This window comes from Roseinatronobacter thiooxidans (assembly GCF_001870675.1).
Lineage (GTDB): Bacteria > Pseudomonadota > Alphaproteobacteria > Rhodobacterales > Rhodobacteraceae > Roseinatronobacter > Roseinatronobacter thiooxidans.
The window spans coordinates 1-25,097 of record NZ_MEHT01000008.1; the positions used below are offsets into that span (position 1 = coordinate 1).

22 protein-coding genes are annotated in these 25,097 nt (G+C 59.5%); 10 read left to right on the forward strand and 12 right to left on the reverse strand.

From position 1 onward, the window contains the following. Nucleotides 1–462: 462 nt before the first annotated feature. Together BG455_RS04450 and BG455_RS04455 are read left to right on the forward strand one after the other, a co-directional pair. The gene (locus tag BG455_RS04450; RefSeq protein ID WP_245735469.1) at nt 463–882 is read left to right on the forward strand and encodes a RidA family protein; all 420 of its coding nucleotides are present in this window, start codon (nt 463–465) and stop codon (nt 880–882) included. Nucleotides 883–1,048: 166 nt separating this feature from the next. Next, nucleotides 1,049–1,735: a GntR family transcriptional regulator gene (locus tag BG455_RS04455; RefSeq protein ID WP_245735470.1), complete on the forward strand. Its 687-nt coding sequence runs from the start codon at nt 1,049–1,051 to the stop codon at nt 1,733–1,735. Here BG455_RS04455 and BG455_RS04460 read toward each other — a convergent pair. From BG455_RS04460 to BG455_RS04480, 5 genes are read right to left on the reverse strand one after another with little or no spacing between them, the layout of a single operon-like run. After that, nucleotides 1,707–2,510: a sulfite exporter TauE/SafE family protein gene (locus BG455_RS04460; RefSeq protein WP_245735471.1), complete on the reverse strand. Its 804-nt coding sequence runs from the start codon at nt 2,508–2,510 to the stop codon at nt 1,707–1,709. The two genes, BG455_RS04455 and BG455_RS04460, sit on opposite strands and share 29 nt — an antisense overlap. Nucleotides 2,511–2,535: 25 nt before the next feature. Further along, complete coding sequence (locus BG455_RS04465) at nt 2,536–4,122, reverse strand: gamma-glutamyltransferase family protein (RefSeq protein WP_071468779.1); 1,587 nt, start codon at nt 4,120–4,122, stop codon at nt 2,536–2,538. 1 nt (nt 4,123) lies between these two features. Further along, a complete protein-coding gene (locus BG455_RS04470) occupies nt 4,124–5,449 on the reverse strand; it encodes a TRAP transporter large permease (protein ID WP_071468780.1) in 1,326 nt (441 codons plus the stop codon). Between the two features lie 31 nt (nt 5,450–5,480). Next, complete coding sequence (locus BG455_RS04475) at nt 5,481–5,996, reverse strand: TRAP transporter small permease subunit (RefSeq protein ID WP_177190871.1); 516 nt, start codon at nt 5,994–5,996, stop codon at nt 5,481–5,483. A gap of 5 nt (nt 5,997–6,001) precedes the next feature. After that, nucleotides 6,002–7,090 (reverse strand): TRAP transporter substrate-binding protein, encoded by a 1,089-nt coding sequence (locus BG455_RS04480; protein WP_071468781.1) that lies wholly within the window; start codon nt 7,088–7,090, stop codon nt 6,002–6,004. Between the two features lie 206 nt (nt 7,091–7,296). Between BG455_RS04480 and BG455_RS04485 the strand changes: the two genes are divergently transcribed. Further along, nucleotides 7,297–7,482 (forward strand): hypothetical protein, encoded by a 186-nt coding sequence (locus BG455_RS04485; RefSeq protein ID WP_071468782.1) that lies wholly within the window; start codon nt 7,297–7,299, stop codon nt 7,480–7,482. A 42-nt stretch (nt 7,483–7,524) separates the two neighbouring features. Here the strand turns inward: BG455_RS04485 and BG455_RS04490 are convergent, their stop codons facing one another. Continuing rightward, entirely contained in the window at nt 7,525–8,841 is a 1,317-nt protein-coding gene (locus tag BG455_RS04490; protein WP_071468783.1) for an acetamidase/formamidase family protein, read from the reverse strand. 167 nt (nt 8,842–9,008) lie between these two features. On the opposite strand from BG455_RS04490, the gene BG455_RS04495 reads away from it, so the two are divergent. The 7 genes from BG455_RS04495 (at nt 9,009) to BG455_RS04525 (ending at nt 18,927) form a co-directional block, all read left to right on the forward strand. Then, entirely contained in the window at nt 9,009–9,731 is a 723-nt protein-coding gene (locus BG455_RS04495) for an ABC transporter ATP-binding protein (protein WP_071468784.1), read from the forward strand. Further along, on the forward strand, nt 9,728–12,088 hold the full coding sequence (locus tag BG455_RS04500; RefSeq protein WP_245735472.1) for an ABC transporter permease: 2,361 nt from the start codon (nt 9,728–9,730) through the stop codon (nt 12,086–12,088). The genes BG455_RS04495 and BG455_RS04500 overlap by 4 nt, the downstream gene beginning before the upstream one ends. 22 nt (nt 12,089–12,110) lie before the next feature. Beyond that, nucleotides 12,111–13,310, forward strand: coding sequence for an efflux RND transporter periplasmic adaptor subunit (locus tag BG455_RS04505; RefSeq protein ID WP_245735473.1), 1,200 nt, complete (start codon nt 12,111–12,113; stop codon nt 13,308–13,310). A 340-nt stretch (nt 13,311–13,650) separates the two neighbouring features. After that, entirely contained in the window at nt 13,651–14,991 is a 1,341-nt protein-coding gene (locus BG455_RS04510; protein ID WP_084386131.1) for a TadE/TadG family type IV pilus assembly protein, read from the forward strand. Then, complete coding sequence (locus BG455_RS04515; RefSeq protein WP_071468786.1) at nt 14,988–15,518, forward strand: TadE/TadG family type IV pilus assembly protein; 531 nt, start codon at nt 14,988–14,990, stop codon at nt 15,516–15,518. The genes BG455_RS04510 and BG455_RS04515 overlap by 4 nt, the downstream gene beginning before the upstream one ends. After that, nucleotides 15,505–18,246 (forward strand): LamG-like jellyroll fold domain-containing protein, encoded by a 2,742-nt coding sequence (locus BG455_RS04520; RefSeq protein WP_143079876.1) that lies wholly within the window; start codon nt 15,505–15,507, stop codon nt 18,244–18,246. Before BG455_RS04515 ends, BG455_RS04520 begins: the two co-directional genes overlap by 14 nt. A 150-nt stretch (nt 18,247–18,396) precedes the next feature. Beyond that, a complete protein-coding gene (locus BG455_RS04525; RefSeq protein ID WP_071468796.1) occupies nt 18,397–18,927 on the forward strand; it encodes a peroxiredoxin in 531 nt (176 codons plus the stop codon). Nucleotides 18,928–19,017: 90 nt separating this feature from the next. Here BG455_RS04525 and BG455_RS17255 read toward each other — a convergent pair whose 3' ends face one another. The 6 genes from BG455_RS17255 to BG455_RS04550 all read right to left on the reverse strand — a co-directional run bounded on the left by BG455_RS17255 (nt 19,018) and on the right by BG455_RS04550 (nt 24,907). Beyond that, nucleotides 19,018–19,173: a hypothetical protein gene (locus tag BG455_RS17255; RefSeq protein WP_170124770.1), complete on the reverse strand. Its 156-nt coding sequence runs from the start codon at nt 19,171–19,173 to the stop codon at nt 19,018–19,020. After that, nucleotides 19,166–20,554 carry an amidase gene (locus BG455_RS04530; protein ID WP_071468788.1) on the reverse strand — a complete coding sequence of 463 codons (1,389 nt, stop codon included), beginning with the start codon at nt 20,552–20,554 and terminating at the stop codon, nt 19,166–19,168. The genes BG455_RS17255 and BG455_RS04530 overlap by 8 nt, the downstream gene beginning before the upstream one ends. After that, a complete protein-coding gene (locus tag BG455_RS04535) occupies nt 20,544–21,962 on the reverse strand; it encodes a TRAP transporter large permease (protein WP_071468789.1) in 1,419 nt (472 codons plus the stop codon). The genes BG455_RS04530 and BG455_RS04535 overlap by 11 nt, the downstream gene beginning before the upstream one ends. Then, nucleotides 21,962–22,543 (reverse strand): TRAP transporter small permease subunit, encoded by a 582-nt coding sequence (locus BG455_RS04540; RefSeq protein WP_071468790.1) that lies wholly within the window; start codon nt 22,541–22,543, stop codon nt 21,962–21,964. The genes BG455_RS04535 and BG455_RS04540 overlap by 1 nt, the downstream gene beginning before the upstream one ends. 66 nt (nt 22,544–22,609) lie before the next feature. Then, nucleotides 22,610–23,770, reverse strand: a complete 1,161-nt coding sequence (locus tag BG455_RS04545) for a TRAP transporter substrate-binding protein (RefSeq protein WP_084386132.1) — start codon at nt 23,768–23,770, stop codon at nt 22,610–22,612. Nucleotides 23,771–23,941: 171 nt separating this feature from the next. After that, complete coding sequence (locus tag BG455_RS04550) at nt 23,942–24,907, reverse strand: 2-hydroxyacid dehydrogenase (RefSeq protein WP_071468791.1); 966 nt, start codon at nt 24,905–24,907, stop codon at nt 23,942–23,944. Between the last annotated feature and the right edge of the window lie 190 nt (nt 24,908–25,097).

A 25,097-nucleotide genomic window follows, 5' to 3' on the forward strand; every position in this document is an offset into this window, starting at 1 on the left:
CGTTGATCCCGCCGCCAATGATCAGAAGGTCATGGGCAGTCTGTGCGGAATTTCCGAATTTTTCCAGTTGCGGCATCCGCCCTCCCCAGCGCAAGCGTTGCTTTGGCCGCAGGCTAGTTTGATGCATGCTCATTTCGCAAGTTTTTTTTCGAGTTGCCGCATATAATGTTGCTTTATTTTTATTCGAAGATTTCAAAGCGATTTGTTTGTAGTTTGTTCTGGTTTAAATTTTCGGAACTGCCAGGTTTCGGCGTAAAACGAACATTCCCTTTTTGATGCAGGCACCCACATTGCGGCTTTCGATCTTCTGCGCCGCGAATCAGTCCGGCGAGATGGGCCACAAGCCCTTTGCGCGCATGAGGCCCAAAAGGCGCACAAGGCACAAGGGAGAGGGGCCAAGCATGGCAGGATCAAGGTTGACCGCCCTTGGATAAAATGCCCTTCTTGGAACGATAGACAGTCATGCACCCGCCAAAGGAAGACACAATGCCCTTGCCGACATTCCACATGATCGACGCAGCACCTACGCCCGTTGCCACGTTTTCGCATGCGTCCGAAGTGGATGGCTGGGTTTTCCTGACCGGCCAGATGCCCACCTGGCCCGGAGAGCCGGAGCGTGCCCTGCCCGAAGGGGTAGAGGCGCAGACGCGCCGTGTGATGGATAATTTGGGTCTTGTGCTGCAAGGGATGGGGCTGGAACTGAAAAACGTGGTGCAGGCCCGTGTCTACCTGACCCATTTCGACCGCGATTATGCACAGATGAACGCGACCTATAAAAGCTATTTTGAAGACGGAAAGCTGCCTGCGCGCACATGCATTGGTGTCAGCGGCCTTGCCGTTGGGGCCTTGGTCGAGATTGACCTTGTCGCAAGACGCCCCTGAGGCTGCGCAGGGCGGTTCGGGGTTTGCCGCGCCGTGCTTTGCGGCAGGGCAAGGGGCTTTCAGGCCGTTTGGGCAGTCCTGTCCGGCCATGAAGAAAGTGGTGTGGTGGGCGGGGTGCAAGTGCTAACCTGCCCGCCGGGTTGCCAGTTGGAAGATGGAGCAGAGCGTGGCTGAAAAACGGCGCAACATTCTAGCGACGACAATTGCCATGAAGCTGGAAGCGGCGATCATTGCAGGGGAGCTGGCCGCAGGCACACGGCTGGATGAAACGGCACTGGCAGAGCGGTATCAGGTGTCGCGCACACCAGTGAGAGAGGCATTGCAAGTGCTTGTCGCCCGCGCGCTGGTGACCCGTCTGCCCTTTCGCGGCGCGGTTGTCAGCGAGATTACCCGAGAGCGGATCAGCGAATTATTCGAGGCTATGGGCGAGATTGAAGCGCTGTGTGGCCGCTTCGCCTCAGAGCGGATGGGTATGGAAGAGCGCGCCCGCCTTGAGGCCCTGCATGAAGACATGGGCCGCATCATGGCCGCGCAAGACACTTTGGGCTATGAGCAGGCAAATACCGAATTTCACCAGCTGATCTATCGCGGCGCGCGCAACAGCGAATTTCAGGCCATGGCCGAAGCCATGCGCCTGAAACTTGCCCCGTTCCGGCGGCGGCAACTGGCAGACCGCTCGCGCATCAGCCGCTCGCATACCGAGCATTCGCAAATTGTCGAGGCGCTGATGCAGCGCAATGGCGCTGCTGCGGATAAGGCCTTGCGCCGCCACCTGACCAGCGCCGCAAAGGCGATGCTGCTGCACTTGCCCGCCGCCAAACAGCCTAGCCCAACGCGGACCAAAGCATCCTGAGCGATGTCAGGCATAAAAACACCGCGAAGGCGCGCTTGATCCAGACTGGTTTCAGCGCATGCGCAATGCGCGCGCCAAGGGGTGCACAGGCGATGGACAACGGCAAGATCAGCGCCACCGCCACCAGATTGACATACCCGACCGAGGCCGGGGGCCGCCCTTCGACCCCCAGACCCGCAAAGATCATGGCAAGTGACGCAGGCAGGCCAATCACCAGCCCCAGCGCAGCCGCTGTGCCCACCGCGCGATGCACCGGCACCGAAAACGCGGTCATCAGCGGCACGCCCAATGTGCCCGATCCAACACCCATCATGGCCGAGATCACCCCGACACTGCCCGCCATAGCGGGTTGAATGCCGCGTCGGGTTGGCAGGGCGGGGGCCAGAATGCGGGTATTCGGGCGCGCCATGTTCCATGCGACCAACAGGGCGATGGTGCCAAACAGCGCCAGAAGCGCGCGGCCAGAGGCGACACCCGCAAGAATGCCCCCACATAATGCCCCGCCCGCCATCCAAGGTGCCCAATGCCGCAGCAGGCCCATATCGACCGAGCCGCGCGCATGATGCGCGCGCGCCGAGGAATATGCGGTTGCAGCAACAGTCAGAAGCGAGGTGGCGACGGACACTTTCATCCCCAATTCGGGGGCCAGCCCCAGCAGGGCAAAAACCCAAAACAGCACCGGCACAATGACAATGCCGCCCCCCACACCCAACAGCCCGGACAAAGTGCCCGCGACAGCGCCGGTTGCCATGATCCCCCCGATAAGGGGGATCATGTTCCAGATAGTCAAATTGTCCATTTCAGAATCCCAGCGCTGCACCATCGGCGCGGGGGTCGGACGCCACCTCGATCAGCCCATCTGGCCAATAGGCGACACCGCCTGCATGGCCTGCCATGTCGCTATAGGGCGCGATCATCTCGACCTCGTGACCTGCATCTTTCAGGGCCGCGACCAAGGCGGGGTCAAAGCGGTCTTCAAGTTTCAGGCTGGTGGTGGCATCGCCCCATGTCTTGCCCAGAAGCCAGCGCGGGGCGGTAATGGCCTGCTGCAAATCCTGCCCGAACATGGCGTATCGGCTGAACACGGCCGCCTGCGTCTGCGGCTGCCCTTCGCCGCCCATCGTGCCATAGGCCAGCACGCGCCCGTCATTCAGCTTGGCCAATGCGGGGTTCAGGGTGTGGAAGGGGCGCGCGCGCGGGCGCAACTGGTTGGGGCCGGGGGTCAGCGAGAAGCCAGCGCCACGGTTCTGGAAGAACACGCCGGTGTCATCGCATACTAGGCCAGAGCCGAATTCCCAGAACACCGATTGAATGAAGCTGACCACACAGCCATCCTTGTCGGCGGCCCCCATCCAGATTGTATCGCCCGGTTTGGCAATTTCCGGCCATGGGCGCGCGCGCGCCGGGTCGATCTGTGTGGCAAGCGCGTCCAGCGTGGCAGCGTCCAGCCAGTCTTGTGCCGGTGTGGCCATGTAGTCAGGGTCGCCAAGTTCGGCATTGCGCTGGATGAAGGCCAGTTTCGTCGCCTCGATCAGCCCATGCAGATGTTCAAAGCCTTCGGCCTGTGCCACATTCAGCCGGTCGAAAAGGCCAAGGATCATCAGCGATGCCACGCCTTGTGTGGGCGGGATCATGTTCCAAAGCTGGCCTGCGCGCACCTGCGTGGTCAGCGGCGCTGTCACCTCTGCGTCAAACGCGGTGAAATCACTGCGGCGCAAGGGGCTGCCCGTACCTTCAAGAAAGGTTGCATGCGTCTTGGCAATGTCGCCTTGGTAGTAATCCGCCAGCCCGCTATCTGCCAGATGCGCAAGGGTCTGGCCCAAGGCAGTCTGGCGCAGCCGGTGGCCTGCCTTGGGCGGGGCGCCTTCATGCAGGAACGCATTGGCAAAGCCTTGCACATCTTTCAGCCCGTCCAGCTTCTCGGCTGTGGTGCGTGCCTGATTTTCTGTCACGGCCACGCCGTCGCGCGCCAATGCAATGGCAGGGGCCAGCAAATCGGCCAAGGGCAGACGGTTGCCGCGCGGGCAATGTTCAAGCGCGGCCTTCCAGCCTGCGATCGTGCCGGGGACTGTCAGCGCCGCCAGTGGCCCGCGCGCGGGCAGGGCGTCGCGCACCCCTTGCGCTTCATACCAATCGACAGAGGCAAGTTCAGCCGCCCGCCCGCAGCCAGAGATGGCCACAGGCGCATGACCGGGGCGGTGGATGATCCAGAACCCGTCACCGCCAATGCCGTTCATATGCGGATAGGCCACGGCGATTGCGGCGGCGGCGGCGACCATCGCCTCGACCGCGCTGCCACCCGCATTCAGAATATCGCGCCCGGCAAGGGCTGCGGCCCGGTGCGGGGCCGAAACCCCGCCATTGAAGCCATAAGCAGAACTCAGCATGTTACCATCCTATTGCAGTGGGAAGCCAGGTCGCCAGACCCGGCATCAGAAAGACAAGCGCAAGCGCAAGAAATTGCAACCCGATAAACGGAATTGCCCCCTTGTAAATATCCATCGTACTGACGCCCGCAGGGGCCACCCCCTTGAGAAAGAACAGCGACCAGCCGAAAGGCGGCGTCAGAAAGCTGGTTTGCAGGTTCAGGCAGATCAGAATGCCCAGCCAGACAGGATCAACCCCCGCCTGCATGAAAAACGGCAGGAACAAAGGCAGCGCGATATAGGTGATTTCGATCCATTCAAGGAAAAATCCCAGAATGAAGATCAGCAGCATCAGAAACAGCAGCGCACCTGTCACCCCGCCCGGCACCATGTCGAACATGCGCCCGACCAGATGCTCGCCCCCAAGCCCGCGAAAGGCCAGCCCGAAAACCTGCGCGCAGATCAGGATAAAGAACACCATGGCCGAGATCAGCAGGGTCGAACGTGCGACCTGATACAGCATGCCAAGCGTCAGCCGCCCTGACAGCGCCACGAATAACAGCGCCCCCACGGCGCCCATCGAGGCGGCCTCGGTCGGGGCAGCGATGCCGCCGATGATGCTGCCCAGCACCGCCACCACCAACCCGACAGGGGGGCCGACCACCAGCACCACCTTGCGCAGCAATGCCCCCCGCGACAGCGCGCGGCGCTCATCTACCGGAATGGGCGGCATGGATCCGGGCTTCCACCATGCATAGGCCAGAATGGCGATCATATAGACAGCCGCCAGCGTCAGGCCGGGAACCATTGCAGCGGCGAACATGGTGCCCACGGATTCCTGCAAAATATCGGCCAGCAGGATCAGCACAAGCGAGGGCGGAATGATCTGCCCCAAGGTTCCGCTTGCGCAGATCATCCCTGTGGCGATGGTTTTGGGGTATCCGCGCCGCAGCAATGTGGGCAGTGTCAGCAGCCCCAGCGTCACAATGGTTGCGCCCACAATCCCTGTGGCTGCGCCCAACAGCACCCCCACAAAGATAATCGCAACCCCCATCCCGCCCGAGATATTGCCGAACAGGTGGCCGACCACATCGATCAACTCTTCGGCCAGCCGCGATTTCTCAAGCATGACCCCCATAAAGACAAATAACGGAATGGCCATAAGCGTGTAATTGGTGACCACCCCGTAAATGCGCGAGGGCAGCAGGTTGAACAGCATGGGGCCAAAGCCGATATAGCCGAAAAAGAAGGCCGAAAACGCCAGCGCAAGCCCGACTGGGATGCCAATAATCAACAGCACGAAGAAAGCGGCGATCATGCCAATCGCCAACAGTTCATTGGGGCTCATGGAAGCTTACCTTGTTGTTTGGGTGCGCGGCTCAGGCAGGTTTGCGGGGCGGCAAGGCAAAAGCATGGCGCAGCACATGGGCCAGCCCCTGCACCGCCAGCAGCCCGAACCCCAGCGGGATCAGCGCCTTGAGGGCGAAACGGTAGGGCAGGCCCCCGGGGTTGGGCGACCCTTCGCCCCGCGCATAGGACATTTCGACCCAAGGCAGCGACAGCTTGACCAGCAACACCCCAAGCAAGATCATCAGCAGCCCGCCGATTATCTCGATGATGCGCTGCACCAGAGGAGAGAAGCGTTCATACAGAACATCTACGCGCACCTGTTCGCCAGATAGCAGCGCGTAAGACATGCCGAACAGCGCGATGGGGGAAATCAGGTGCCATTGCAATTCCTGCGCCCAGACCGCGCCTGTGCGAAACAGGTAGCGGGCGAAAACATCGCCCGCTACCAGCAGCACCAGCGCCACGCAGACCCAAGCGGCCAGTGCGCCAAAGCCCCTGACAATCGCCTCAAGAAACTGCACGAAACGCGTCAGTGCGGGTATCATCTGGCCTACATCTCCAGAATGTCTTTGAACCACGACACTTCGCTGATGCGCGCCCAGCCGTCATGGTCGGCCTTGAAGGCGAAATAGCTGTCATGCACCTTGCGGGTAATCTCGGATGCGTTTGCCTCTGTCTCCAGCGTATCAAGGGTGGCTTCGCGCAAGGCGCTGACCACATCCGAGGGCAAGGGCGCTGCCGTGACGCCGTGGTTTGTGACCAGATCAGTCAATGCAGGGCCGTTGACCGCATCTGACCATGTCAGACTTTCCAGACAGGCCGCTTGCGATGCTTGGCGCACGATCATTTGCAAATCTTCGGGCAGGCTGTCCCATGCGGCTTTGGAAATCAGCAATTCGCCCGTTGTCGCCGGTTCGTGCCAACCCGAGGTGTGGTAGAATTTCGCGGCCTGATGCAGCCCCAGCGCGCGGTCCTGATAGGGGCCGACAAATTCGGCGGCATCAATGACACCGCGTTCCAGCGCGGGGAAAATCTCGCCGCCCGGCAGCAGGCGCGTATCGACACCAAGCGAGGCATAGACCCGCCCCGCCAGCCCCGGAATGCGCATCCGCAGCCCGTTGAGCTGGCTGAGTTCTTGAATTGGTTCGCGGAACCAGCCGGTCATCTGCACCCCGGTGGAGTTCATGGGGAAGGCGACAAGGCCGAACGGCTCGTACACTTCCTGCCACAGTTCCAGACCGCCGCCATGAAACAGCCACGCCATATGGCCCATAAAGGACATGCCGAAAGGCACAGTGGTAAAATACTGCGCGGCAAAGACATTGCCCGACCAGAAGTAGCTGTTCGAGGCGTTCATCTCGACCACGCCTTGCTGAACAGCGTCAAACCCTTCGAAGGCTGGAATCAACTCTCCGGCGGCGAAATGCTGGATGTTCAACCGCCCGCCAGACATGATGCGGATTTTCTCGATCATGTCAGTGGGGCTGCCGGGACCGACAGTGTAGAAGGGGGCGGTCGGGCCATAACTGTTGGTCATGCGCCAGTTGAATGTGTCTTGTGCGCGGGCAATGGTCGGGGCTGCGATGCCTGCACCTACGGCAGACAGGGCAGAGGCGGAAAGAAACTTGCGACGGTCCAAGGTGTCTTCCTTTCATATGATCTGTTGGTCACGCCGCAGCACAGCGGCATTTGCAACGTCATAGGTCTGCGCAGATCACCTGTCCGTCCGCAGGCGGCAATTTTCTTTCCCCATAATAAAATTGTATACAATATGGCCTAAAATGACTTCGTTTGAACACATTATAGGCAATGTGAGAAGTCAGTCAGGACAAGGAAAAGCCGGATATGGCATATAAAGTGAAAACTGGGCGGCTGAATTTGCCCTGTGCCGGACTGTCGATATTCGCAAATGCAGCCTATCTGCCGGATTGTGCGGCCATTGACGCGGATATTCCCAATCTCACGCCACCCTATGGCTCTGGGCAACAGCGGCGCGCGCGTATCGGTGCGCTATGCGTTTTGCAGGTGTAACCGCAGGCCATGCTGGCCTGCGGTCTGCTGTGCCCTCTCGGGTCAAAGCCCGTATTGTTCGCGCGCGTAATCGCCAAGTCCCACGGCATCAAGCTTGGCCAAAGGCGCAAGGAAGGTGACCTGAATCACTCCCGGCGCACGGCCAATCTCGATCGCGCCGTTGACGGTTGCGCGGTTGCGCACTTCGGCCACGGTCATGCCCAGCAGTTGGGCCGCGCGGGCAAGGCCATTGTCAATCGCCGCATTCAGGTTTGCGGCAGTGCCGATCACGCTGATGGGGGCCAAGGGTTCGATCTCTGCCACGCCCCATTTTGCAGCAAGGCGCTGTCCCTTTGCCTGCTCTGCCGCGGTAAACGGGCGGGCAAGTGGGGGCAGGTCTTCTTCCAGCGGGAACAGGACAGGGCCATCAATGGGGTAGGACTTCACCACCTCGACCTGCAAGGTAACGCTGCCGGAAACATCCATCGTGTGGCCCGCAATCTCGCCATCGCCCTGGGCGGCGTGCATATCGCCCATATAGACGCCCGCGCCCGGCACTTTCACAGGGCAGACAAGGATCGCGCCTGCGCGCACGGCGTCAATATCCATGTGCCCATCGGTCTTGTGTTCGGCCAATTGCTCGGCAGTGATGGCATAGTCATGGGGCGCACCCACAAGGAAGGCCCCGAAATCGCCAGCATTGTGGCTGTCGGGCATGGCCATGGACGGGCAGGTTCCAAGCTGGCCCATGAAGGGGCGCATGCGCACCATTGTGCCGGGCATATCTGAGGGCGCAAAGGTCAGGATCGAATGCTGGCGGCTGCCATCTGGCAGGGCGGCGAAATGGTTGGCGTCTTGCGCAATGGTTTCTGCCGCAGCTTTGGGCAAGGTCAGACCCACAGCGCGGGTTTCGTCAAAGGTCACAGTATAGCCGTGGACGATTGCAAAAGGGGTCACCGCATTGCCGCAGGCATCGCATTTCACGGCATCCTGCCCGATCCCCTCGATATGGGTTTCCGGCCAGACTGTGTCGCAGGCCGGACAGCGCGCGGCTACATAGGGGTCGCCAAGGCAGAACCCTTCGGGTGAACTGTCATGGCCCGATGCCGTGGCGATGGATGTCACGGTAATGTCGCGGATGCGGATGGCCACCGCATCGCCAACTTCCGCGCCTTCGACAAAGACAGGGGTTGTTACCTCATGCCCGCCGCGCAGGCGCGGTGTGATCATTGGCCCCCAGCAGCCGGGCGCCGTGTTGGCGATGATCGTGCCACCATTCTCGATTGGTCCCAACATCGGCGCGGCGGGGTCAAGCACGCTGTTGGTGAACTCTGACACGACGATGCTGCGGCGTGATGGTGTTGTGCTGCCATCTGGCATGGAAACTTCCCTCCGGTTTTCATTTTCTGAGTGCATGAGAATAGATTGCACAACCCAGAGTGCAAGCACAGCTTGGCCTTTGGCTGCCTGTATCAATGCGCTGGCGCATGTGGTGCAGATTGATCTGAATCATGCCCATTTTCTGAAGAAACGCCTAATATACATCTATGATTCAAGACACCCCTACCTTGCCGGTCTTCAGGGCCGAGGGCGTGACCCGCGTATACCAGACCGGGGCGGTAAAGGTATGGGCGCTGCGCGGCGTTGACCTGAGCCTGACCGAAGGCGAAATGGTCGTGCTGCTGGGGGCGTCCGGCTCGGGCAAATCAACATTGGTCAATATTCTTGGCGGGCTGGATTTGCCCAGCGGTGGTCGGGTGTTCTTTCGGGACACCGAACTTAGCCAAGCGACAGACCGGCAGCTTACTGCCTTTCGGCGCGACCATGTGGGGTTTGTGTTCCAGTTCTACAATCTGGTCCCCAGCCTGAGCGCGCGCGAGAACGTGGCGCTTGTGACCGAGATTGCCCGCGACCCCATGCCCCCCGAGGAAGCGTTGGAGCGCGTGGGCCTTGCCCATCGGATGGACCATTTCCCGGCAGAAATGTCAGGGGGTGAACAGCAGCGCGTGGCGATTGCGCGCGCGATTGCCAAGCGCCCCGATGTTTTGCTGTGTGATGAACCCACAGGCGCGCTGGACAGCAAAACCGGCATTCAGGTGTTGGACGCGCTGTATGAGGTCAACCGCGATCTGGGCACCGCGACAGTTCTGATTACCCACAACGCCAGCATCCAGCGTATCGCGCATCGTGTTGTGGTGCTGGCCGATGGCAAGGTGGTGCGCGACGATCCAAATACCGACCGCGTTCTGCCAGCGCAGGTCAGCTGGTGAGGGCGCTTGACCGCAAAATGCTGCGCGACCTGCGCAAGATCTGGGCGCAAGTGCTTGCCATCGCGCTGGTGCTGGGTTGCGGGGTCATGGTGCTGGTGGGCGCGCAAGCCACACAGGCCACGCTGATCCAGACACAGGCGGCCTATTACGAACGCCACCGCTTTGCCGATGTCTTTGCCGGTGCCACCCGCGCGCCCTCCGATGTGGTTGCAGCGGCGGCCCTGATCCCCGGTGTGGCGCAGGCCGAGGGGCGCATCAGCTTTCAGGCCGTGCTGGATATCGAGGGCATGGCCGAACCTGCAAGCGGGCGCATCCTGTCGCTTCCTGCCGCAGGCCCGGCGCTGAACCTGCCGCTGCTGCGCCATGGCCGCCTGCCAGACCCCGACCGCGCCGATGAGGTGGCCCTGTCCGAGCCATTTGCCGAAATTCATGGCCTGACGCCGGGCAGCAGGCTGCGCGGCGTGCTCAATGGCCAGATGCGGGACCTGACTGTAACCGGCTGGGTGCTTAGCCCCGAATTCATCTATACCATGCCACCGGGCGCAATGATGCCCGATGACCGCCGCTATGGCCTGCTCTGGATGAACGCGGCCGCAGCGGCAGCGGCGATGGACATGAGCGGTGCCGTAAACGACATTGCCCTGCGCCTGACCCGCGACGCAGACGAGCGCGCGGTGATTGCGGCGCTGGACCAGCTGCTAGACCCCTATGGCGGGACAGGGGCCTATGGGCGCGCGCGTCAGGTGTCGCATGCGTTTCTGGACGGTGAATTGCAACAGCTTGGCGCGATGGCAGCGTTCATGCCGCCCATCTTTCTGATCGTGGCGGCCTTTTTGGTGAATATGGTCTTGGGCCGGTTGATCGCGCTGGAGCGCACGCAGATCGGCTTGCTAAAGGCGCTGGGCTATGGGCGCGCCGAAATTGCGGGGCATTATCTGAAGCTGGCGCTTCTGATCGGTGTTATCGGCGTGGTGGTGGGATGGGGCTTTGGCTGGTGGATCGCGGATGCGATGATCGGGCTTTATGGCGATTTCTTCCGCTTTCCGTTTATCATCCGCGACTGGGGGACGCATGCGCTTGTGGTTTCTGCGGTCCTTGGTCTGGCAACTGCGGTGCTGGGGGGGCTGCGTGCGGTGTGGTCCTCGCTCAAACTGCCTCCGGCGGAAGCCATGCAACCGCCCGCGCCGCCCAGTTTCGCGCGTGGCGCGGCTGATCGCGTGCTGGGTGCCCTGCATTTGCGCCAGACCACGATGATGATTTTCCGCTCGATCCTGCGCTGGCCGGGGCGTGCGGCGATCACGCTGTTTGGTGTCTCTGCCTCGGTCGGGGTGCTGGTGATGAGCTATTTCATCTTCGACGCGGTCGAACAGTTGGGCGACAGTGTCTTTCAGCAGGCCAATCGCCAACAGGTGACACTGATGCTGGCGCAGGCCCAGCCGGATGCCGCTGTGCAGGACGCGCTGACCCTGCCGGGGGTGCTGCGGGCCGAAGGGGCCTTCGCAATGCCCGTGCGGGGTGTCAATGGCCATCTCAGCCGGTTGACCGCAGTGCAAGGCCATTTCCCGGATGCGCAACTCTCGCGTCTGGTCGATGATGCAGGCCGTGTGGTCACGCCGGGACCGCATGGGGTGGTTTTGCCCGAGATGCTGGCCCATGCGCTGGATATTCGCGCAGGTGACACGCTGCGGCTGGAAATGCTGGCCGCCCCGCGGTCTGTGTTGCATCTGCCCGTGACCGAGGTGATCCGGCAGGGCATGGGCCAGGAGGCCCATATCTCTGCCGCCGCGCTGTTTGCGGCAATGGACATCGCGCCGCAGGTCAACATGATCCATTTGGCAGTGCAGTCCGACCGCATGGCCGATCTTAATGCGGCAATCAAGGAAACGCCCGCTGTCGCGGGCCTGTCCGACTGGGCCGAGGTGCGCAGGCAATTTGACGCGACACTCAGTGAAAACCTGCTGACGATGGTCGGCATTTATACTGTCATCGGGGTGCTGATTGCGATTGGTGTGGTGTATAATGCCGCCCGCATCCAGCTGTCAGAGCGCAGCTATGAACTGGCCAGCCTGCGGGTTCTTGGCTTCAGCCGCGCCGAGGTGGGCTATGTGCTGGTGGGCGAAATGATGTTGTTGACCTTGCTGGCCATTCCTTTGGGTTGGGGGCTTGGGTATTTTCTGGCGATGGGGTTGGTGGGCGCAATGTCGACCGACATGTTCCAAATCCCCTTCCACATCACCCGCCGCACTTTTGCCTTGGCCGCGCTGGCAGTGTTTGTGGCGGCGACAGGCTCTGTCCTGATGGTGCGGCGGCGGCTGGACAAGGTAAATCTGGCAACCGCGCTCAAGGCGCGGGACTGAATTGGAGAACAAGATGGGCATCATGCGTAAAGTCTGGATTGGTCTTGCAGGTGCAGCGCTTCCGGCCGCGCTGGTCTGGGCGCTCTGGCCGCAGGCGCAGCCGGTTGATCTGGGCATCGTGGCCCGCGGGCCGATGCAGGGGGCACTTGTGGCACAGGGGGTTACCCGTGTGCGTGCGCCCTATACGATCACGGCACCGATCACGGGCAATGCTACCCGCGCGCCTGTTGAAATCGGGGACCATGTGATTGCGGGCGAGTCTGTGGTTGCCATTATCCAGCCCGCTGATCCGGCGCTGATGGATGCGCGCGCGCGTGCGCAGGCCGAAGCCGCCGTGGCCGAAGCCGAGGCCGCTGTGGCGTTGGCAGAAAGCAACCTGCGTCAGGCCGAAAGCGGCCTTGCCCATGCTGCCACGCAGCTAGAGCGGGGTCGGGCATTGGCCGCGCGCGGCACCATCGCCCAACGGATGCTGGAAGATATCGAGGCCGCGCATCAGTCCGCCGAACAGGCGCTTGCGGCCGCCCAATCGCAGTTACAGTTAACTCAGGCCACGCGCATCCGCGCGCAAGCGCAGCTGATGGGCCCGCAAGCCAATTTCGGCCCCAATGGGGAACCCGGCGAATGCTGCGTGCGTATCCGCGCCCCGCAGACCGGCATTGTCTTGTCTGTGACCGACCAAAGCGCGCGTCTGGTTCAGGCTGGCGCGCCCCTGCTGACAATTGGCAATCTGGAAGAGATGGAGATTGAACTGGACCTTCTGTCAACAGACGCGGTGCAAATCCCGCCGCACGCGCGCGCCGTGGTCGAACGGTGGGGCGGCGAAGGCACGCTAGACGCGCAATTGCGCCGGATCGAGCCTGCGGCATTCACCCGTGTTTCGGCGCTGGGGATCGAAGAACAGCGCGTGCGCCTGCGGTTGGATCTGCTCAGCCCGCCAGACCGCCGCGCAGGGCTGGGCGAGGGGTTCCGCGTGCATGTGCGCCTGATCCTGTGGGAAGAGGATGCCGTCTTGCAGGTGCCGCAAGCGGCATTGTTTCGGCAAGGCGAAGGATGGGCCGTCTTTACCGAAGAGGCAGGCAGGGCGCAGCAGCGCGCCCTCAGCATTGGCCGCCTTGCTGACGGGCAAGCCGAAGTTCTGGATGGCCTGCCTGAGGGGGCGCGCGTGGTTCTATACCCCGCCAGTGCGCTTGCTGATGGCACGGCGATCACCGCGCGCGACTGACGCCCCGCTTTCAATGGTGGCTGCCAGCAACAAAAACTCAGCCAAACCGCGCCAGTGGCGATGCGGGGCGATGCTGCCCTGTTGCACGCGCGCCATCAGCGGCAGACAGCGTGCAACCAGCCCGCCCGCGCTGTCTGTTTACGCCAATTTAGTGCGGCATGCCGTTTAATGTCTTTGGGGTGAACGGGTCCGCTGCGCTGTCGAAATGCTGTGGTTTGGCGCTCTGGCACCAAAGGGCAGGCTTGGCACGCCGGATGCCCCGAAAACAGCCTAACTTTGCCACATCACAAACACATTCATAAGCAATATTCGCGCAATTTAAAGCTTCCAAGGTATTAACATGAAAAGTCTTTCAGGTCCAAGACCGTCGTTCTGGCGGGACGAAGATGGCGCTCTGCTAATATTGGGGATCTTTTTCTTTGTTGCGATGCTTTTCACAGCATCCCTTGCGATAGATATCGCCCGATATGAACAACAGCGCGTGCAGCTACAGGGAATCGCCGATCGTGCGGTGCTGGCTGCGGCAAATATGCGCCGCGATGGCGATGGCGATATGAACCCCACAGACCATGTGCGCGGGTATTTCCTGGCCGAGGGGTTCACATCTGCGCAGATCGACCGGATGAACATTCAGGTAGACCCCATCGCGGGTGGTCGCCGTGTGACAGTCCAGCCGCAAGGCACAATCAGCACGATGCTGATGTCGCTGATCGACATTAATACGCTGGGCGTAGCAACACCTGCGCGCGCCGAAATTTCGGCCCCTTTGCCGGTCGAAGTTGTGATGGTGCTGGATATTTCGTGGTCAATGACCGCGATGACAGGCAATGGCCAGTCGCGGATTGAAAACCTGCGCAGCGCTGCCGCCGAAATGGTGCGTGATTTGATGCAGGACCGTGAAGAAGGCGATGTTGCCATCACGATTGTCCCTTATGAAAGCTGGGTTGTGCCCCCGCCCGGACTGCTGGACTATATGGAAAATGTCAGCGGTGCGATGTCCAACGCAAATGGCACACCGCAATATTGCGTCGAATTTCAGGACTGGTCTGAGTTGAGCGATTTTCGGGGCAACCCGACTGCTGAGGCCGTTATCGGGCGCAACCCTGCTGCGGCCAATGCCGTGCGCAACAACCGTCAGGCTGCGCTGTCGCGGCGCATTTGTGGCCCCCTGTTTGGCCACCGGGTTACACGCCCGCTGGTAACGTCAGAAGATGCCGCAGTGGCCATTATTGAATCGCTGCAACCGATGGGGTCCACCTCGATCGATCTGGGGCTGCGGTTTGGCGCAATGTTCATGGACGCTGACATGCGCCCCTTCATTGCCGAGCGGATCGTTGCGGGGGAAATCTCGCCCTCTATGGCGAACCGGCCCGCAGGAATCGACACGCCGGATGTTTTGCGCGTGATGGTGGTTATGACAGATGGTGAAAACTGCTGTGGTGCCAGATTCCAGCCTTCGGTTCAGGACGAAAACGCCCTGTCAGTGTGCCACAACCTTCGGGCCGAGGGGGTGTTGATCTATGGGATCGCGTTTGAAGCACCGGAAAAAGGCGTTGAGCTCATGAGCAATTGCGCCTCTAGCCAATCGCATTTCTTCAACACCAATGGGGCAGGGCTGCGCGCCACGTTTGAAGCCATTGGCCGCCAGATCAACGCCCGTTCACTCAGGTTGACGCTATGAAACACCGCATCCTGTCAGATCTGTGGCGCGCCGAAGATGGCAGCGCCACTGTGGAATTCGTTATTATCTTCCCGCTGATTTTCGCCATGTTTCTGACATCGACGGATTTCAGCGTCATGATGCTGCGTCAGATATATCTTGACAGGGCACTTGATATTGCAGTGCGCGACGTGCGGCTGGGCAATGTGCCCGCCAACGGCTTTGACGGATTTCGGGAAGCGATTTGCAGCAACACCATCCTGACCCCGACATGCGCGCAAACGATCACTGTCGAAATGCGTCCGATCACTCCCGCTGAATTTGCGACGCTTGATCCCAATGTCCAATGCGTCAATCGCCAGGAAGAATTCCACCCTGTGCTGGATTTCAACCCCGGCGGCGGCGGGCAGGAACTGATGCTTATTCGCACATGCACTGTCTCTAACCCCTTTATCGTGCTGAATGGCTGGATATTCGGGGCACCGCGCGGGCCTGATGACGATTTCATGTCTGTATCTGTTGCCGTGTTCGTGAATGAACCTGTCTGAGAGTGAGAGTATGAAAACCATGTTCAAAATCCAGTTTCCTCGGACGCGGTTTGCGCGTGACACAGATGGATCGCTTAGCGTCGAGGCGGTGTTGATCGCGCCGCTTCTTGTTTGGGCAATCGTGGCCACATTCGTGTTCTATGACGGGTTCCGGTCCAAGACGCGGGTGCAGATTGCTGCAAATTCGGTCGTCGATGTGCTGTCGCGCGAGACGGACCTTATCACCAGCGACGATATTGATCAGCTGAACAATTTGTTCGATGCGCTGTCAGGCGCGCGCACGCCCACGCGCATTCGCGTCAGCTCTGTCGCGCATGATAATGAGGAGGAGGGACATGTTCTTGCATGGTCCTATGGCACACGCGGGCTGGCAGATGCAGAAAATCTGGAAGAGTTGACCGGCATTGTTCCCCCTGTTCTGCTGGGAGAGGCGCTTATTGTTGTGGAAACATTCAGCACCTGGACGCCACCCTTCTCGATTCCCGGAATTTCGGGGCTGGTGAAACTGGATGCTCAGGTCGCCAGCCGCCCGCGCTTTGCGCCACGGCTGAACTTTGAAGGGGTGGGGCCGGTTTTTGCAAGCAACAACGCGGAATGGGGCAACCCGGATGCCGGGTATGACCCCTATGCCGCAGGCGAGATGGCCCCCTATGCCCCGATCGATGGCAATAGCGGCACGGGTAATCCGGACGATGGCGGCGGCGGTACTGGTGGAACAGGTGATGGCGGCACTGGCACTGGCGGGGCGGGCGATGGCGGCACAGGCGGCCAAGAAGGCGGCGGCAGCTTAGTTGGCGGGCAGTCGCAAACTTTGCAGCAAGTGGGGCTATGGACGTTTGACAACTCCAGCAACCGCAACTTTGACGAAGCCGTAATACGCAATTCGGCGCAACCTGTGGGCCGGATCGGCCTGCCGGAATGGCGTCAGCACAGCAATGGACTGTATCAGAATGATGGCGGCTACCATCTGGACAATTGCCGCAACCCCGGCGAACGCCGCCGCGAAAACAACGATAACCGCCGTCAGATCGTTATCCCATGGCATGCGGATTACGACCTGACCAGTGCAACTGTCCGCATGGTCTTCAATCTGGACGGGCTGCCGCGCAACAACAGCTATGGCTATAATCCAACCACGCGGGAATTGTGGTGGAACAGCGCCGACAACTCGGCCTGGGCCCTGTTCTCGCGCGATGCGGTGAACCAGAACGAACCGGGGCATTTCTCATCCTTTGTTACCGGCGATGGGGCGGTTTTTGTGCGCTTTCAGGTCTGGTCGAACATCGAGTTTTATGGCGAACAATATGCCGGAACAAACTTTTTCCTATATGCGCCGCCCGGCAGTGTCGAGCCGGGGGTGACCTATGACATGCAGATCACCTTTGACCATGACTTCAGCCAGATGGACCTGTATCTCAACGGCGCATTGATGGACCGGCGCGACGATGTGCCGATCACGCTGGCTGGCAATCAGGAATATTGGCAGCTTGGGGGCAGCGGCGTGTACACAGACCCTGCTCAACACAACACGCCCGATTGGGACCGCACATGGATGTGCGGCACCATCCACCATTTCGAGATTTGGGAAGGGGCCTATACGGCCAAGGAAGTGCAGATGATGTCCTGCGGGATGGACCCCTATTCCGAGGAATGGTTTGAATATTTCTACCTGAATTCAGGCCGCTACCCTTTGCCCAGCGAAGGCGTTGCCGCCTCTCCCGGGTCAGAGGGGATCTGTAACTCCGATCCGGACACTGACGGGACTGGTGGTGGTGGCAGCGGTGAAGGTGGGGGCACCACCACACCGGAAGAACCGCCTGCGCAATGCACGGGTGATATGCTTGCGGATATGAATTTTGAAGACTGGGCAACCGTTGGCTGGTCGCGCAACAACACAGAACAAAATAATAGCTTCACCCGTTTCCTTGGCCGGTTCGGGCGGAATGAAACCGTCACTTGGTCACGCAGCTTGCCATCGGGCACCAATGCACTGAAAGTCGAGTTTGACTTGTATATCATCGACAGTTGGGACGGTATTGGCTACGGAAATTCGGGTGCGCTGGGCGACCGAATGGATTTCATGGTCAACAACCAGCTGATTGGCCACAAAGTGTTCACACATTGGGTTGGCCAGTACAGCAATGCCACCACAATTACGTCGGATGTGGGCGGTGCAACCTACACAATTTCGCTGCAACCAATGGAAGTCGGCAGCAATCTTGGCTTTGCCGGGTTCAATGACCAACGCTGGCGCGTTGTCATGGATGTGACCAATCCGCCGTCATCTTTCAATCTGGGCTTTCTTGCGCGCCTGGATCAGGATCGCAGCGATGAAAGCTGGGGTCTGGATAATTTCAAGGTGAGGGTGCCGTGTTCCGACGACCCGGTGGCGCCGGTCGAGCCTGTGGCACCGGTGGGGCCTGTTCCAACATTGGTCGTGAATGTCGATGTTCCCTACCATTGGGGGGGCTATTATGAAAACTGGCACCTGCGCCCAGCCTCCATTCCCAGTTGGGAGTGGGACGCCCAACCGTTCACAATTTCCGGTGAAAACGGAATTCAGGCGTGGGACATTGCCAGTAGCTGGTCCACAAGCGGGCTAATGAACTGGGGCGGCACGATGCTGCGACTGTCGACAACACCGCCGCATGGCGCCACAGCCACGGCCTTTCTGACGATTGGTCACCATGTGGTGCAATACAACTTTACCCGCGCAACCAATCCGTAGGGGTGTGTTGACAGCCATGCAGGCACGGGGATAGTGACCATACCCGATATGCGCGACACCACCGCCTTGGTGGTGTCGCTGCATTCGGAACGTGAATGTGCCCGGCAGCACCCGCCTGCTTGGGCACTAACTGCCGCAGAAAGGCTTTCGATGACCCCCCAGAATGTACCAGATGCCGTGTTCCATACACGGGTAAGGAACCCTCAGATCGCAGGCGATAATCCGTTTGAATGGAAGCCGCTGACCACGCATGACATTTTCGCTGGCAAGCGGGTCGTGCTCTTTGCGGTGCCGGGTGCGTTCACGCCCGCCTGCTCTGAAAGTCATCTGCCGGGCTATGAACAGCATTATGACCAATTCCTTGCCCAAGGCGTGGACACTGTAATCTGTGTTGCGGTGAATGACGCGTTTGTCATGTTTCAATGGGCGAAGTCGCAAGATATCCAGAAGGTCTTTATGCTGCCCGATGGCAATGGCGAGTTTGCGCGCAAAATGGGTATGCTGGTGGACCGCTCTGCCCAGGGTATGGGCATGCGCAGCTGGCGCTACTCCATGCTGGTGGAGGATGGCAAGATCGTAAAGCTGTTCGTGGAACCGGGCTTTTGTGACAATCCGCCGGGCGTTCCGCTGCAGGTTTCAGGTGCTGAAACACTGCTGGAATACCTGCAAAGCCGTTCATAAACGGCCCTTGCCGATGATAGGCATCTGGCGGCAGGAAAGGGTTTTATCACACCTTTTCTGCCGCCAGATGATTGCCGAGAGCTGTCTATGTCAGCTGTCTTGTTTGCGCAACAAATCCCAGCCTGCCAGCAGCATGGCAAATCCGGCAACCAAGGTAATGTCCCAGCGCTGCAGTTTGTAGACCAGAATGCCCACGAAGACACCCAGCATGATAAAGGCAAAAAGTGCCAGAATGCGGTCAACCATCTGTCATCTCCCCGCTGGCAGATTTGATTTCATTCATCAACCAACGTGCCGTGCGCAGCAGGCGGGCGTCATTTCCGCGCCGTCCGACCAGTTGCAGGCCCATCGGCATTCCGTTGGAATCCTCGAACACAGGCAAGGTGACAGCCGGCACACCACACAATGTCCACACCCCGTTATAGATGGCGCTGCCTGTTGAAGATAGCCCTTCTGGCGCGGATGTGGGGGTGGCAGGGCAGATGATCGCATCGCAGCGCATGAAGATTTCGTCCAGCGCTGTGTTCAACAGCTTCGGCCAGTCCAGCGCGGCCAGATAATCGCGCGCAAGTATCGCCTTGCCTTGGTCGATCGCGTCCAAGGTCACTGCCGATAACTGGTCGCGGCCCCGTCTTTCATAGCTGTAATAACACTTGGCCATTTCCGCAAAATTGATCCTTTCGCGGATTTCGGCAGCCTCGTCAAACATCGGGGGCAGGATAAGCGGGAAAGAGTCCTCGCCCAAGATGCCCGTCAGTTCTTCCATCGCCAAAGTCATATCTTCAGAGGCAGGAACCCCGCCCGGCATGGTCGAGACGATGGCAAGCGCAGGTCGCACCGGCACTTTTGACAGTGCCGTCGCCAGCAAGGCAGGTGGGGCAGAGGGGGTTGTTGCCGGATCGCTTGGGTCATCGCCGAACAGGGCATCTGCCAGCATGGCCGCACCTTCGACAGTGGTCGAGAAGACGCCCACTGTGTCCAGCGTTGGCGATTGCATCAGAATGCCGCTGCGCGAAATGGCCCCGAAGCTGGGCTTGTAGCCGACAACGCCGCAATAGGCCGCAGGCCGGATGACCGACCCGCCTGTTTGCGTGCCAACTGCCAGCGGAACCATTCCGGCCCCCACCGCCGCCGCCGACCCCTGAGAAGAGCCGCCGGGCGTATGTGCGGGGTTGACCGGATTGCGGGTTTTGCCGGGCTGCAGAAAGGCAAGTTCTGTCGTAACCGTCTTGCCCATGATCACGGCACCCGCCGCTTTCAGTTTGCGCACGACAGTCGCATCCGCAGAGGGCACGCGCCCTGCATCTATGACAGTGCCGTTTTCAGTCGGGATGCCTTTGGTGTCGATCACATCTTTCAAGGCAACAGGCACACCAAACAGCGGCCCCGTCGGCAAGCCTGCCTTGCGCATGTCGTCCAGACGTTCGGCCTGTGTCATCACATGCCCTTCGTCCAGACAGACAAACGCCTGCACATCGTCTTCGCGTGCGCGGACCTGTGCCAGATAGGCGGCAGCGACATCGGTTGCCCGCAATATGCCGTTGCCAAGCCTGTCACGGGTTGTCACCGCATCAAGACCAATGATCCGCTCTGGCCGCCGTGTTGCTGTGGGGGAATTAGCGCCCATAAATTGCCTCCGGCAGAGAGAACACGATCTGAGGGAATTGATACATCATCGCCATCGCAATAAACACCATTCCCAGATACGGCAGAACGCCTTTGAAAATATGTGTCAGTTGCACTTCTGGCGGGGCTATCCCCTTGAGATAATAGGCCGACATTGCCATCGGCGGCGTTAGGAACGACGTTTGCAGGTTCAGCGCCACAAGAATGCCAAAGAACAGCGGATCGATGCCGAACAGGGGCAGAAGTGGCAGGAAGATCGGCACAAAGATGATGATGATCTCGGACCACTCCAAGGGCCAGCCCAGAAGGAAGATGATCAGCTGCGCCATGATCAGGAACTGGAATGGCGTCAGGTTAAAGCTCATCACGAACTCAGAGATCAGATGCTCGCCGCCAAGGTAGGAAAACACTGAAGAAAAGGTGTAAGACCCCACGAATAGCCAGCACACCATCGCAGTTGTGCGCACGGTCAGATAGACGCTTTCGCGCAACCGCTCGAACGTCATGGCACGATAGGCGATCGCTAGGATAATGCCGCCCAATGCCCCGATAGAAGCCGCCTCTGTGGGTGTTGCAAGGCCGAACAGGATGGACCCCAGAACCGCAAGGATCAGGAAGGCCAGCGGGAACAAGGATGTGGCCAGCATCCATAACAGTTGGCCCACGGGCATGTCGGGCACTTCTTCCTTGGTGGGTTTGGGCGCAAAGCTGGGCTGGATGATTGACCGGCCAATAATATACGCAAGGTACAGCCCCACCAGCACAAGGCTTGGGTAAAGCGCTGCCGCATAGAGCCGCACGATAGACACACCCGAAGACGCCGCATAGACGATCAGCATGATCGAGGGCGGAATAAGAATGCCCAATGTCCCGCCTGCGCAAATGATGCCCGCTGCAAAGCTGGTATTGTATCTGGCTTTCAGCATCGCAGGCAGCGCCAACAGCCCCATCAGCGTGACAACAGCCCCGACAATGCCTGTGGCTGTCGCAAACAGCGCGCAGGTGATCAGCGCGGCGATACCCATAGACCCGGGCAGGCCCTTGGCTGCGATATTCAGCGTGGTGAACAGGCGGTCCACGATATTCGCGCGCTCCACGATATAGCCCATAAACAGGAATAACGGGATCGCGGTCAAAACCTCGTTCGACATGACCGTAAAGGTCTGGTTCACGAACAGGTCGAATATTCGGTTGTTGAAGAACCCCTGCACCCAAAGGGACCATTGTTCCCAGAGGCCAGCGTCTTCACCTAAACGATTGAAGGCACGCCACATGCGCCCTTCGTCATAAAAGGCGTAATAGCCGAACATGATGCCCATCGCCATCAGGGTAAAGGCGATCGGGAACCCAAGAAAAACCAGGACGATAAAGATGCCAAGCATCGACAAGGCCACCTGAGGGTCGGTCATTAGTGGTCGTCCTTCTTAGATTCTGATGCCTGCTTGATCAGCAGCTCTTCGGTTTCCAACACGTCTTTCTTGGCAACCATCCATTCATTGTTCCGGATGGCGATGATACAGCGCATCACTTGTGCAATCCCTTGGATAAACAACAGAATTCCGGCTGCGACGATGATGGTTTTGAATTGATAGATCGGTATGCCCGCGGGGCTGTTGACCGACACTTCTGCGTAACTCCAGGACCGGGCGGCATATTTCCAGCCAGCGAAGATCAGGGCGGTTACGCCGGGGAAGAAGAAGATCATATACAGCACCAGATCGACCCATGCCTGCGTGCGCGGTTTCCAAAGGCGATACAGAAAATCGCCCCGCACATGCCCGCCAAGTGACAGGGTATATGCGCCCCCCATCATAAATAGGGTGCCATACATGATGAACGACACATCAAGTGCCCAAGGCGTCGGCTTATTGAGGACATATCGCATGAACACCTCGTAACTGGTGCCTGCGGTCATCAAGATAATAAGCCACGCGAATGCCTTGCCGAACCAACCGGACAATGCGTCGGCGAACTTTATATAGCTGATCATTTGAAACCCATCTGACCGAAAAGACCCGACAGCCGAAGCTGCCGGGCCGTTCGTGTCGCAGTCAAGTTAGCCTTGGTTCAGGCGACCGGGGAAGACATGCTCATAGGCGCGCGCGGTGCTGGCATTACCATCGTTCATGATCTGGTAATAAGCGGTCCGCTCGTTCCAAGCGCGCTGGCTGTCCAGCACTTTTTTCATGAACGGGTCTTCGGCCATCAGCTCTGCTTCCAGCTCTGTCCATGCCTGAAGCTGTGCATCAAGGATTTCGTCAGAGGTCTGATGCAGGATGACATTGTCTTCCTCGACCAGTGCTTTCAGGTCGGCTGAATAGGAATCCAGTGCAAAGCCGATGTTTTTCAACGTGGCAGCTTCGACCGAGTGCATGACGATGGCACGCAGATCATCATCAAGGTCATCAAGGAAGTCTTTGTTGAAGATATACTCGATGGTTTCAGTCGCCTGATGGTAAGACCCGAGATAGTAGTTCTTGGCCACGTCCTGCGCGCCAAACTGGCGGTCAGATGTCGGGTTGTTGAACTCGAACGCGTCAATCACGCCGCGCTCCATCGCAGGGACGATTTCACCGCCCGGAAGCTGCGCAACGCTCATGCCCATCTTTTGCAACAGGTCGGCAGCAAGGCCAACGGTGCGGTAGCGGAAGCCTTGCAGGTCGGCGACGGTGTTCACTTCGCCCTTGAACCAGCCAAAAGGTTGCAGCGGCATCGGATAGCCCAGACGGCCCACAACGTTCAGGCCAAGAATGTCCTGTGTCAGCTCGCGGTACAATTCATCGCCGCCACCCTCGTTGAACCAAGCCAGCAGGTTGATCGCGTCGCCGCCATAAACCGGGCCTGTTCCGAACAAGGATGATGCTTTGGATTTACCGTACCAATAGGGCGGTACGGAATGCGCCGCGTCCAGAATGCCATCGCTACACGCGTCCATCACCTGAAACGCACCCACGATTGCCCCGGCAGGCAGCACGTCCACACTGATCCGGCCCCCCGACATGGCTTCGACGCGGTCAGCGTAGTTCTGTGCGAATTGCTGCCAAATATTGGCCGCTGGCCACGATGTCTGCATGCGCATTTGGATTGGGGCTTGCGCCAGCACAGCAGGCGCAGCCAGGGCTGCGCCCGCAGCGGCAGTTCCGCCCAGCGCGCCTTTGGTCAAGAACGAACGACGCGACAATTGAGCAGAGCGCGTTGGTGTCGATTTCATTTTCATAGCATCCTCCCAGATATATGTCGGGGTCCGAGGAACCCGAGGCGACAAATTTGTACTTAGCAATCCAGCAAATGCAAGTACTTAAGTTACCTAGGGTAAGTCTTCTGCGCTAACGTATGAAATTAACTTGTAAAATTTCCCATGCCCAATACGGATTTGTTTCACTTGCGATCAAACCAGCCGGTCAAGCGGAGTACTGCCACCAAAAAACGCGTCAAGGTTGTCAAGGGCGCGGAACCCCATTGCATCGCGTGTTTCAAAGGTGGCGGACCCGATATGTGGCAGCATGAAAACATTATCTAAAACAGACAGTTCCGGATTTCCGCCCGGTTCGGTGCGAAACACATCAAGGCCCGCTGCGAACAGCTGACCGCTTTTCAGCGCCTGCACCAGCGCGGCTTCATCGACCAAAGCGCCGCGCGCCGTATTCACAAGAATCGCCCGTTCCGGCAGCATCGCCAAAGTGCGCTCATTGATGATACCTATGGTGTCAGGCGTTGTCGGACAGTGCAATGACAGCACATCAGAGACTGCCAGCAAACTTTCGAGAGACTCATGAAAAATTGCGCCTTTTTCCTGCTCGGCAGTCAGGCGGGTGCGGTTGTGATAATGGATTTCCATCCCGAATCCGCGCGCACGCTCGGCGGTGACCTGCCCGACACGGCCCATCCCGACAACACCGAAACGGCGGCCCGTCACCTGACGGCCCACCATGAAGGCGGGGGACCAAAAGTTCCAGCGCCCGTCGCGGACCATCCTGTCCCCTTCCGATCCGCGCCGCGCAGCCCCCAGCATGCACAATATCGCAATTTCGGCGGTCGCGTCTGACAGGACATCGGGCGTGTTCGTCACCACGATGCCGCGCGCCTTGGCCGCCGTCAGATCAACATGATCGACGCCCACGGAATGATTGGCGATGATTTTCAGGCGCGCGGGCAAAGCTTGGATGACATCGGCGCTGAAATGTTCCGAATGGCACGGCAAGACGGCATCGACATTCTGGCACGCCGCGATCAGTTCCTCGCGCGAAAACACATGGTCATCCTCGTTCACAATGACATCATAAGTGGCATTCGCGCGTTCCAGCACAGCAGGCGCCAGCTTGCGCGGGATCAGGACGACAGGTTTCGCAGTCATTGGGAGTATTCCTTCATTTGCTTTGGTTGCATTGTGCATACATCTTTTCGCGAAAGAAAAGCGCAAATGAAAGCGGGCTGCGTGCGGGTGGCTGTGACCACCCCGCACGCAGCGGCAATCAGGTTTGATCTTCCGCACCTGACACAAGATGCCGCAATGCGTGACAAAGGTCAGTTTTGCGAGACTTTTC